Source organism: Chryseobacterium sp. ISL-6 (assembly GCF_018613715.1).
Classification (GTDB): domain Bacteria; phylum Bacteroidota; class Bacteroidia; order Flavobacteriales; family Weeksellaceae; genus Chryseobacterium; species Chryseobacterium paludis.
The window spans coordinates 398,828-410,924 of the sequence record NZ_JAGGPT010000007.1; the positions used below are offsets into that span (position 1 = coordinate 398,828).

The 12,097-nt window shown below is 35.4% G+C and carries 10 protein-coding genes; 2 read left to right on the forward strand and 8 right to left on the reverse strand.

What is annotated here, in order from left to right:
• The first annotated feature begins 40 nt into the window (after positions 1-40).
• Entirely contained in the window at positions 41-379 is a 339-nt protein-coding gene (locus J7E44_RS17410) for a hypothetical protein (RefSeq protein WP_214831686.1), read from the forward strand.
• A gap of 156 nt (positions 380-535) precedes the next feature.
• Here the strand turns inward: J7E44_RS17410 and J7E44_RS17415 are convergent, their stop codons facing one another.
• On the reverse strand, positions 536-2,041 hold the full coding sequence (locus J7E44_RS17415; protein ID WP_214831687.1) for a serine hydrolase: 1,506 nt from the start codon (positions 2,039-2,041) through the stop codon (positions 536-538).
• Between the two features lie 333 nt (positions 2,042-2,374).
• On the opposite strand from J7E44_RS17415, the gene J7E44_RS17420 reads away from it, so the two are divergent.
• A complete protein-coding gene (locus tag J7E44_RS17420) occupies positions 2,375-3,547 on the forward strand; it encodes a T9SS type A sorting domain-containing protein (protein WP_214831688.1) in 1,173 nt (390 codons plus the stop codon).
• A 60-nt stretch (positions 3,548-3,607) separates the two neighbouring features.
• On the opposite strand, the gene J7E44_RS17425 is transcribed toward J7E44_RS17420, so the two are convergent.
• The 7 genes from J7E44_RS17425 to J7E44_RS17455 form a co-directional block, all read right to left on the reverse strand.
• Entirely contained in the window at positions 3,608-5,821 is a 2,214-nt protein-coding gene (locus J7E44_RS17425; RefSeq protein ID WP_214831689.1) for a S9 family peptidase, read from the reverse strand.
• A 54-nt stretch (positions 5,822-5,875) separates the two neighbouring features.
• Positions 5,876-6,307 (reverse strand): MarR family winged helix-turn-helix transcriptional regulator, encoded by a 432-nt coding sequence (locus tag J7E44_RS17430; protein WP_214831690.1) that lies wholly within the window; start codon positions 6,305-6,307, stop codon positions 5,876-5,878.
• Between the two features lie 237 nt (positions 6,308-6,544).
• The gene (locus J7E44_RS17435) at positions 6,545-6,958 is read right to left on the reverse strand and encodes a hypothetical protein (RefSeq protein WP_214831691.1); all 414 of its coding nucleotides are present in this window, start codon (positions 6,956-6,958) and stop codon (positions 6,545-6,547) included.
• A gap of 32 nt (positions 6,959-6,990) precedes the next feature.
• Entirely contained in the window at positions 6,991-7,320 is a 330-nt protein-coding gene (locus J7E44_RS17440) for a hypothetical protein (RefSeq protein WP_214831692.1), read from the reverse strand.
• Positions 7,321-7,413: 93 nt separating this feature from the next.
• Positions 7,414-7,788 carry a helix-turn-helix domain-containing protein gene (locus J7E44_RS17445; RefSeq protein ID WP_214831693.1) on the reverse strand — a complete coding sequence of 125 codons (375 nt, stop codon included), beginning with the start codon at positions 7,786-7,788 and terminating at the stop codon, positions 7,414-7,416.
• A gap of 281 nt (positions 7,789-8,069) precedes the next feature.
• A complete protein-coding gene (locus tag J7E44_RS17450; protein ID WP_214831694.1) occupies positions 8,070-10,931 on the reverse strand; it encodes a type I restriction endonuclease subunit R in 2,862 nt (953 codons plus the stop codon).
• A 100-nt stretch (positions 10,932-11,031) separates the two neighbouring features.
• Complete coding sequence (locus tag J7E44_RS17455; RefSeq protein WP_214831695.1) at positions 11,032-11,958, reverse strand: tyrosine-type recombinase/integrase; 927 nt, start codon at positions 11,956-11,958, stop codon at positions 11,032-11,034.
• Positions 11,959-12,097: the final 139 nt, after the last annotated feature.

Sequence of the window (12,097 nt, forward strand, 5' to 3'; positions counted from 1 at the left end):
GGGCTAAAAACCGATACCAACAACAAACAATTACGATATAATGAAAAAAATATTAGCAATAGCAGTTTTAACATTAGGAATATACAGTGTTACCAGCTGTACAGCAAAACAGGCAACTTCTTCAACAGATATGGAAAAGAATGATTCGATAACCGCGACCGGAAAGGTTACCAAGATCGAAAACGGAAAAGATGGGTATATGGCGACCATTCAGGATACGAATGGTAAAGAATATGTAGCTACCATCAGCATCGTTAATCTTCAAAAAAGCGGAAGTACATTCAAACGTTATGAAGTAGGAGATACCGTTACTGTTCAGGGTCCTTCATGGAAAGATGATCAGGGAAAGATCTATATCAAAGCTGAACAATTGAAATAATCTAATAGAAAAGCAACCATTTTTTAATAATTCTCTAAGATGATATCCTTCACGTGTTATGAAGGATATTTTTTTGGTTATCCATTAATATTTTACAAATGATAGTATCATTTGATATTATCAGAAATTAAAAATACGGTTATCATCTATTTTCTTCTATTTCTGATCTACCTTTTTAAAATGCACTCCCTCTTTTTGCAGATCCATAACGACATCGGATATTTTCCCTTCATTGTCTATTGTGAAGTTCAACTCAAATTCGGGGTTCATTTGCTGGGGAATTTCATTTATTAATTTGCAGACAAAAGCATTGTATTGCATAGGTTCCAATCTGAACTTAAATGCCGGGAAAACCACAAACAACTGATCACCCTCTTTTACTATTTCAAAAGTTCCATATCCCAGATTCGTAAATTTTCCGGTATAATCACTCAAATTAAACATTGGCTTTTTATTCTGATCGATTGGTTTGATTGTTTTTTCCGGTTTTTTAATATCATAAATTTCCTTTGTATACGCATAAGGTTTTTGCCCATCCAAGCCCAACATCCTGTTTGATATCATACTGGTAAGGGTGTATGGGAGATCAGAATTCTGTTGATTGCTCAATACAATAATTCCAATTTTCTCTACTGGAAATAATACGGCATTAGAAGAAAATCCCGATACCGCGCCACCATGATGTACTTTATAATGCCCTCTGTACATATTGACATTCCAGCCGTATCCATATCCGAATAAATAACTGTTTTGTTCTGCAGTAGCTGGTGGACGGCCATTAAATATTGCTTTAATGCTCATCGCCTCCTTTACATAATTCTCAGAAAGGATCTTCTGTTGTTGAAAAGTTCCGTTATTCAGCCACATTCTCATCCAGTTGGCCATATCATTAGCCGTACTGTTTACCGCTGCTCCTGGCTGATCATTGTGAGGTCTTTGATAGAGTATCTTTTCCGTACTGCCTTTATATACTCCGTAAGGCAATGAATAATCATCAGACTTCACCATCTCCTCTATGGTAGTAGAAGAATGATCCATTTGTAACGGTTTAAAGACCCTATTTTTAATCAGATTCTCCCAGGTTTCACCACTCACCTGCTCGGCAATCGTTCCCAAAATGATATAACCCAGATTACTGTAGATCCAGCTGTCTTTAACTTCCCCACCCGGCTTTAGATAAGGTAAGCGTTTCATCAGATCTATTCTTTTGTTTTCAGGAAAAAGAATGTAAGATCCATCGGCTCTTCCAATTCCGCTTTTATGACTTAATAAATCCCCTACCGTCATCATAGCATTCATTCTGTCATTATAAAACTGAAGATTCGGAATGTACAATGCAGGTTTGGAATCTACTGAAAGTTTATTTTCATCCTGAAGAGATCCTATGAGTATCGAAGTAAAAGACTTTGTAATACTGCCGATCGGAAACACTGTATTAACAGTCACCGGAAGTTTTTTCTCTAAATCCCTGAAACCAAATCCCTGGGAATAAATCACTTTATCATCCTTAACAATTGCCACAGACAAACCGACTCCCTTATAATCTGCTATGATATTATTAATTTCCTGATCTAAACCTTTCAGATTGGGCTGAGCTTTTTGACCATTTATAAATGTCCCCGTCATGCAGATAGTCAGCAAGAAAATTTTGAAGTGATTCATGGTGTTGAATTAGATGGCTGGAATTTAGCAATTTATTGAATCCTTCACAAGATCTGGCTTATCAAAAGCTTAAAAGTCAATTTAATAACTTCAGCGTATCGTATTTAATTAAAAAAAATTAACCGCCAATCCTTTGTCCATAGGTTACCACAAATAATTAGATTTCATAAATAAACTATATAGATATTTATTATAATTCTTTATTTCCTTTATCCATTATACTTCTGATTATCAACAAGTAATACCATATCCCAATATTGTGATTAAATACAATTCCGATCATAATATTTCCTAACTTAGTGAAAACTAATCAACCATCAAAATTTCAAATTTATGAAAACATCACTATTAAGCATGAAAAGTGGCGTAGCAGCAGCTATGTTATTTTTAACGGGAATTGCCAATGCTCAAGTTTGGCAAACCACCGGAAATCCGGGGATTACACCTGCTAATTATGTTGGTACCGTAGACGGAAGAGCTCTTTATCTAAGGACCAATGGAGCATCCTCTGACCCTAACCAGGCGCTCCTGAACGAAGCAGGTTCTTTTATCGTGGAAACAACCAACAACACTAATGTTTCGAAAGCAAAAGGAAGTATTGTTGTAGGAATCTCTAATGTATTAGGAGCACAGGCTGCCAGTTCATTTGTTAGCGGATGGGCAAATAATCTTAGTAATGCAGGTGGAGCTAATGTTATAGGAGGCCAGGAAAATGTAGTAACCAACAACGCTGGAAAATCAGTTGCATTAGGATGGAAAAATACCATTAGAAATGCCAATCAGTTTGCACTGGGTGTTGGAATTGATCTTACAGAAGTATATTCCGGAGGATTTGGAATTGATCTGATAGCAACCGGAAACCGGTCTTTTGTAATCGGAGCAGGGACTGGCGGAGCTAAATTAACGAACAACGTTCCATTCTCGATTATGCTGGGAATGTCAGCCAACTCAACCATGCTGATCAAAGACCAGAGTGTAGGGGTTCGTACGAATGCGCCTACTGCTAATTTTCATACGGTTGGAACAGTTCGTCACCAGGATCTTCCTGTTGGGAGTGGACGTGCTTTAGTGGTAGATCCTAATGGAAATGTTATGGTATCCAATACCGCATTAAACAAAATGGGTGCTTCGGATGAAACGATCCAGAAATTAGAAGACCGCATTACAACTCTTGAAAATACCGTAGAAGAGCTCAAGCAACTTCTACTGAATAAAAATTCAATAACCGATATTTCTTTGTCTGATGTTCCGACCTTGGGGCAGAATGTTCCGAATCCGACAAAGAATGAAACAAGCATTCGTTATTATCTTCCAAAAGATGTAAAAACGGCATCGCTTGAAATTTATAGCATCTCGGGTCAGTTGGTGAAATCAGTTCCACTTCGTGAAAAGGGAAATGGCACGATCAGGCTTTCAGGTTCTGACCTTCAGTCCGGCACTTATGTATATAAAATGACTGCAGATGGAAAAGTGACCGATGCTAAAAAATTGATCATGCAGGATTAAATTCTTGATATATTATTTTTCAAAAAAGCGACTGGCGAATTATTCGTCAGTCGTTTTTTTTTAGTTTTGTAAATTCTTTAGATTCTCCTCAAAATACCTTCTTACTGCATCGTTTACATAGCGCTCACCTTCTATAAAATGATCTTCTCCCGGAAGTAAAATCAAGTCATATCTTTTTCCTGCTTTAGTCAGTGCATCGATCATCCGTATGGTTGTTGAAAGCGGTGCATTGATATCACTTGTCCCATGAATAAAAAGTAATTTCCCCTTCAGACGATCTGCCTGATTGGTATTGGTTCCAAATTCATAACCCTCCTTATTGTTTTCAGGTAAGTCCATATACGGTTCCATAATTTCGGCTCCTTCCGTTAATTCTCCGGGCGCTGATGCAATTCCTACTTTGTATAGATCAGGAGCTGCCAGCATCGCACGAATAGCGAAATAACCACCCCAGGAATGTCCATAAATACCAACCCGCTTCATATCCATAAAAGGGTATTTTTCTCCAAGCTGTCTAAATACAGCCACACGATCTGCGATTTCATATTGACCAATTTTTCCATAAATGGCATCCTGAAAAGCTTTACTCCTTTCAACGGTTCCCCGTGTGTCTATTACGATCGTAATATAGCCTAATTGTGCCAATGCCTGTGCCCAGTTGGAAAGTCCTGTAGTGGGTCCAAATCGATAAGGCACCACATTAACAAATGGTCCGGCATATATAAACTCGATCACCGGATATTTCTTCGCGGGATCAAAATCATAGGGCTTATACATAATTCCGTACAGGTCAGTCGTTCCGTCATCAGCTTTGGCAATAAAACTTTCAGGAGCATAGAATCCAATTTTTTGCAATCGGCTGATATCTGCTGTTTTCAGGTGCTGTACAAATTTTCCATCAGTGGTTCGCAACTCAACCGATTGAGGCTGCTTCATACTGGAATAGAAATCTAAAAAATATTGACCGGATGGTGAAAACCGGGAATAGGTATGCGTTCCTTCCGCCGAGGTCAATTTTTTAAAGTTCTTTCCTTTCAGATCGACCCGGTATATATTCGTTGAATAGAGATTTTTTTCTGCGTTGGCCGTGAAATAAACCCAGTCTTTAGTCTCATCTACACGAATAACTCCCGTCACAGGAAAATCTCCGGAAGTCAGCCTCCGGATCAGCTTTCCATTCATATCGTAAAGATACAGGTGTCGCCATCCATCTCTTTCAGAAAGCCAGATAAAGGAATTGTTATTCTTTAATAGGGTAACCTGTCGGTTCCAGGTTTCCGTTAAAAAATCCAATCCGGCAACAAAGGTTTTGTTTTCTTCCACTAAGATCACCCGGCTCGTTCTGGTATCAGGATTAGCAGCCAGCAGTTCAAGTTTTCTCCCAAGCCGGTCCATGCGCATAAAAAGCACTTCTGAATTATCCTGTCTCCATCCTATCGGGAATGCATATTGTTGTGCGTTGGAACCGACCTCTATTTTGGTTGCTTTCCCGGAAGTCACATCCAATACATACAACTCAGGAGTCTCAATAACACCTCCGGCTTTAGCGTAGACAGAATATTTTACTTTCTCTTCAGGTTTTGAATAATCTACCACAGGCAGATGATGAACTTTCCTGCCATCAGGTCTTTTTACAAAAATCTTTTTTCCATCCTTCGACCAACATCCATCTGTGATCGTCCAGGGATAATCATCTTTCCCATCAAAAGTAAGTTGCCTGGTTTGTTGGGTAAGAGGATCAACCAGCTCTATATTGTTATCTTTTATGGTAACAAACCACTGTTTATCCGGAGAAAGAATACTTGAAGGTGGTAATTTAACTTCCTCCTTTCCTTCTATCTGAACGATCTTATAATCTTTTAAACTTAACCGGAACTTTTTATTCTCAACAAAAAAGTCTGCAGCATTTTTATCTTCTAAAAAAATAAAATCACTGAATGGAATGCCCTTAGTCTCCGGCTCTTTCTCAAGCAACGGCCTTAGTACATTCATTAAACGATCTCTATCAAAAAATACACGTTTGGTTTTTTGCTTTGGGTCTACCTCATAGATTATGGTGTTTTCAGGAGCTCCTGCCGCAAACCAAAAACGGTTTCCATCGGCGTACCAATGGGGACTGACATACATATCCCGAATAAGACTCCGAAAATTCAGATAGCTTTCGTATCGTCCCCGACTGGTTATGGTATCGCTGATCTGTGCATCTGCAAAAGAGGTCAGAAAGAGCAGCATCAGGCTGATTTTCAAAATGAAATATTTACAACAAACTTTCATGATATTGATTTTTAGGTCTACAAATTTTAGATAAAAAAATAATTGAAATCACGTTCAGCTTCTGCAGTTAGCGGTAATCTTATTGACCAGTTTTCTCAGCAGCTCAATCTCTTCTTCAGAAATCCCTTCAACAGCCGTTTTTCTGTTGATATCAACGATTGGCTGAACCTCGGTTAAAATAGTTTTCCCCTCTTCCGTAACGTTGAGGTTAAACCTCCGTCTATCCTCTTCAAAAGAGTCTCTTTTCAAAAAATTCCTTTTCACTAAAAGTTCGATAATACGTGTCACTGAAGCATGATCTTTAAAAGCCCTGGCAGCAATTTCCTTTTGGGATATTCCGGGATTGTCGTGAATGATACTTAAGATCAGTCCCTGATCAATCGTAATATCAAACCCTTTATCATTAATTCGCTTCTGGGCAAACTGACGATAGGATTTAATGGATTCTTCAATGCTATAAAAAATGGTTTGTTCCGGTTTGGCCATGATTTTAAATTTAATTGATATACATATAATTGATATATCAAATATATAAATAAAATTGATTTCCAAACCTTTATCACTAAAAAATTAATATTATTTTTTTTTGTAGAGGGAAAAAACCCGCAGACTCTAAATGAAATACAGCACAATGGCGACCTGATTTGTTCGAGTATTTTCTAAAGAATTTGGTTGGTAGATAAAGATGAGAATAATCTGTAAGAATTATAATCTATTCTCTAATTAATCCCCTAAAACCATATTTCTAATTTCCGCAGTATCAACCTTAACCCGCACTTCGTTTAATGTCCATCCCTTAGTAGGCGGATTTACTGATTCATAAATTGGATAAACATCTAATAATACATGATTTTTAGGTTTTAAAGAATCGAAAATTAACAAATACCGTTCGCCTTTTTTCACATCCACATTTATAGTACTGGAATACTTTTGATTGTTTACCATATACTCATAATCTACCCCTATTCCATTATTATTTTTATGATGCCAGTCACCTACTATGACCGCTATTGTATATTTGGGATTCTTTAATATTCTTTTAGCATCAAAATTACCCTTAATAATAAGTGACAAAACCAAAATAATTACAGTTCCTATACAAATGAAATGAAAATATTTATCGATTATTTGTTTCATTATTTATTCAGACTATTTAACATTTCTTCAACCTATTCTTCTTTACTGATCACATGATCAAACAAAAGTTCAGCAATATCTTTATCTGTCAGATCACCATGATCCGAATGTTTGATTTGCTCAAGTACATTGATAAAGTAAGGAAAACCAAATAAGCTATAATATCTTATCCCATCTTTAACAAACTCCAGGCTGCCTTCTGTTGTTTCAATCTCGAAAAACGCTAGGTTATTGTTTAGTTCTAAAGGTTGTTCCATATAGACTTCAATGGCTTCAGAGGTCTGATCTAATGATTGGTCTCGGTAAAAGTCTTTATAAGTGCCTCCGTTGCGGAAGTAGTTGATTAATTCTTGTAGATTCATGTTGTTTGCTATTTCATTTTCCTTGTCACAAAAAATACCACTTCGATGAAGCAGTATTTATTTTTATGATCTATTCTTTTAAAATAAAGAAGATTATTTTTCTGATTTTAATTTTTCAACTTCTTGCTTCAAACCCTCAACTTGTTCTTTCAGGAGTTTAATGTAATCCTGTAAGTTATCCATTATTTGATTGGGAACGTTATAATAATTAGAATGATAAGCTATTCCTGCAGAAGTATCATTGAAAGTTGAATTATCATTAGTTTGTGCAATTGTAGCTGCTCTTTCTTCTTTAATTTCCTCAACCGGAACGTCTAATGCTTTTGCCAACTTCTCCCATTCATCATCAAATATTCTGACATCTCCACCTTCTTTTCTGCAATAATTTGAAACATCCGTTGACAGGATATTTGACATATATTCCTGAGTGTATCCTCTTTTCTTTCTTAGACTTCTTAGCTTTTCCATAGTGGTTTGTTGTGCTTTGTACAAATATAGAGAAAATTTGGTTTTTAAGACTGTCTTTTAGTTAATACCAATGATTTCTTAAATGTCATCATATTTTCAATAATATTTTTCTCCTCTATTTAGTTTAGATTCCTAAACCAATTAAAATTTCTATCATTTTAGATGTTAGAGCACTGTTTTATATAATAAATATTCTAGAGAAAAATTTATTATATAAAATGAAAAGATATGTTTTAATGATAAAATGCCCAAAAACTTATTGAGACGAAATACTTTTTTTATCAGGCGTTAACTCCATCAATGAAAACATCTACAAAGTCTTGAACCTTTTGAATAATTCTTCTTCCGATATTATTACGTTCAGTAAGTTTTGGCTTTATTTCTAGGAGTTTCAGTGTATCACTTATTTTTGGAGTCTTAGAAGTAAATAGAAAATCGTCGATGGCATCTCGGAATCTGTCTTTATTCAAAGATTCTTCGGTGGCAATTTTATCAAAAGCAGAGTTTTTTTCTTTATTCCAGTATTTTTCAAACTCTTCATTGACGTTGTCTCCGTCAGAAATATGAGGAAGGTTTTCTTCTATAAATTTTTCTATCAGTTCTTTTTTGCTTCGAAGCTTGGCATCGCCGGAAAGAATATCTCTGATTTCTTTTTTCTTTTTTTCTAATTTATCACCTTTTAGATTTGAGTTGGTAAGGTTGGCTAGAAGTGATAAAATATAACTTACATTAATTTCATCACGATGAATTAACTCAAGCTCAAAGTCAACGTCATCCAAAATGCTGGCTTTTCCTTCGCCTCTATCTCCACCTTTAATTTCAGTCCAGATGTCTAAGTATTTGCTTTTATAACCATCAAATTCAAATTCAGTCATTTCCAATTTATCAAAATCAAAATCGGCAAATGATTTTAATACATTCAGAACACGCATTACTTCACGGAAAGCAGTGATGAATTCAAACTTTTCCTGCTCGGTTTGATAACTGTTGACACTGTCAATTTCTGGGGCAACAATCTTTAATGTGTCTAAAGCAGAATTGAAAAGTTCAATATAATCTTCAATTGGATGAATAATAATCTCCTGAATTGCCTCTTTATTAGAAAACAAAGTCACGGCATCATCAGTTGCAGATTTCAGATTTCTAAAACAAACGATATTACCTTGCGATTTCTTTTCGCCCAAAAGTCTATTTGTACGTGAAAATGCCTGAATCAATCCGTGATATTTCAGGTTTTTATCGACAAATAAAGTATTCAGTTGTGGACTGTCAAATCCTGTCAGAAACATATTCACAACAATGATTAAATCAACTTCTTTACTGCGGACTCTTTTGGCGATATCATTGTAATAATTGTAAAAACTCTGGCTGTCTTTGGTAGTAAAGTTCGTTCCAAACATTTCGTTATAATGACCGATATATCTTTCCAATACATTTCTGCTGTGAGAATCTCCGTATTGTGCCTGTGGTTCCGCAACCATTCCAAATTCGGGTTCATCATAGATTCCATTGGCATTCTTAGATTCTTCATTGATTCCATAGCTGAAAATAGTTGCAATTTTTAACTGATGTTTACCTTCTTCTTTTTTCTTTTGGAACAAATCATAATACTTTTGCAAAACATCAATACTACTTACACAAAACATTGCATTAAACGTACTGTTGTGCGTCTTTCTTCCGTATTCTGCGATGAGATAATCTGCAATTTTCTCAAGACGTTTCGGACTTTCAAGAAGTTCCTGTGTGTCGATTGCTTCAACATCAGTATCAATGTAAGTATTGCTTCCTTCTTTCTCCTTGTATCTCCCAACGTATTCTACAGAAAACTTTAAAACATTATCATCTCTAATTGCATCTGTAATCACATACTTATGCAGACAATCTTCAAAAAGTCTATTAGTTGTAGCCGGAGCTCCGTCTATTTTCCCAATTGAATTAACTTCAGAAATCGGAGTTCCCGTAAAGCCAATCATTTGGGCGTTCTTGAAGTATTTTTTGATATTCTGATGTGTATCTCCAAACTGACTTCTGTGGCATTCATCAAAAATGAAAACAACCTTCTTGTCCTTCAGTCTTTCAATTTTATTTCCATGCTTTTCCTTGGTAATAGCAGTATTTAATTTCTGTAAAGTGGTTACAATGAGTTTTGTATTATCGTTAAGTTGCTTAACCAAATGAGCCGTATTTTCAGTCGCATCAACACTTCCTTTTTCAAAAGCATCAAATTCTTTTTGGGTCTGATAGTCTAAATCTTTTCTGTCAACCACAAAAACTACTTTCTCAACTTTAGGAATTTCTTTCAAGATCTGACTTGCTTTAAAGGAAGTCAATGTTTTTCCCGAACCTGTTGTATGCCAGATAAAACCATTCTTATCGGTATTTCTTACTCTGTCAACAATTTTCTCAACCGCATAATATTGATAAGGTCTTAGAACCATCAGTATTTTGTTTGTTTCGTTCAAAACAATATACTTGGTAATCATTTTAGCAATGTGACAAGGTTCTAAAAACGCTGGTGCAAAATGCTCGAGCTGCGTTATATTATTGTTATGTTCGTCAGACCAAAAGAAGGTTTGCTTGAAAGTTTGCTTTGCATTGTTGGAATAGTATTTTGTATTCACACCATTACTAATAATGAAAAGCTGCACATAATTAAACAAACCGCTTCCTGCATTAAAAGACTGATGATGATAACGGTTTATCTGATTAAAAGCCTCTTTCATTTCCAGACCACGGCGTTTCAGCTCAATCTGTACTAATGGCAATCCGTTGATTAGAATGGTTACATCATATCTGTTTTTAAAGTTCCCTTCCTGAGCAATTTGATTGGTTACCTGAAACTGATTCTGACACCAGTGGTCTTGACTTATAAATTCAATCCATTCAGAAGTACCGTCATCCTTAAAAAAATGAAAACGGTCACGTAATGTTTTAGCTTTTTCAAAAACATTTCCTTTGGAAAGATGATTGAGGATTTTTTCAAACTCAGTATCTGAGAATGTTTTTTTATTATGAACTTCGAGCTGAGTCTTTAGATTTTTAATAAGGTCTGCCTCATTACATATCGTAACTTTTTTATGACCTAATTGTTGTAACTGTTCTACTAATTTCTGCTCTAAAATATATTCCGGCTGACTTGACATTAAGTATTGAGTTTTGGTTAAAAACTTTGTCAGAATTTAAATTCTGACAAAGTGATTGATAGTTTTCCCAAATGTAAGAAATAATCAATGATAACTAAAACTATTTTAGCGCTTTAAACATCTGGTCAATTGCTTTTTTCTTCTGCTCAAGATTGGGATGTACATAAAGGTTCAAAGTCGTACTGATATTGGAATGACCAAGCAAAACACTCACGGTTTTATAATCACATTTACTTTCAATACATCTTGTTGCAAAACTATGTCGTAAGCCGTGAAATTTGATATCAGGAATTTCCAAAAACCTCATCAGGTTTTTATAATAACTTCGGTAGGTTCTAGGTTCTGTGGGTTTAGAATCGTTGGTTAATACGTAAAATTCAGGATTTACAATTTTCTTAAAAGGTTTCAGCATTCTCAACAGATCTCTGCTTAGAGGAATTTCTCGTATTGAGTTTTTAGTTTTAGGGGTATCAATCAACAGTTCTGTTCTGCGTTCTCCATCTTCAATCACATAAATTCTCTGAATAGTTTTTCGGATATTGATAACACCATTATCTGTATCTAAATCTTCCCAAGTCAACGCGCAAATTTCTCCGATACGCATCCCCGAAGACAGACAAATATAAACACCCAGATTTCTAAACGTAAAATGCTCCTGAATATAGCTCATCACTTTTTTCTGATGCGTTCTGCTCAAAACTTCAATCGTATGGGTTTCCCTTACTGTAGGATATTGCACATCAAAATTGACAAATTCAATCCATTTATTTTTTGCGCCGAACTTCAGTACCATTTTCAAAACAATGAGAATGTCTTTAATACTTTTCTGACTTAATCCTTGCTCCAGTTTTTGAAATACAAATTTCTGTACATCTTCATCCTCTATCTCAGAATAGTCTTTAAATACAGGTAATAAATGATTTTCCAGCAACAGCACATAAGCCGAAAAGGTTGATTTTTTCACATACAGCTTTTTGTCATTCTTCCATAGTTCAGCGATTTCTGCCAATGTTTTCTTTCTTGTCATAATTTTTTTGATTTTAATATTTATTATTTAAAATCCTAAAGTTAGTGATGATTAGAAATTATCTCCTCTACCAAGAATTAAGGAGCAATTTACTCCTCAATCTTACTTAGTCAGAAAAGACCAATTTTATTTCCTAATT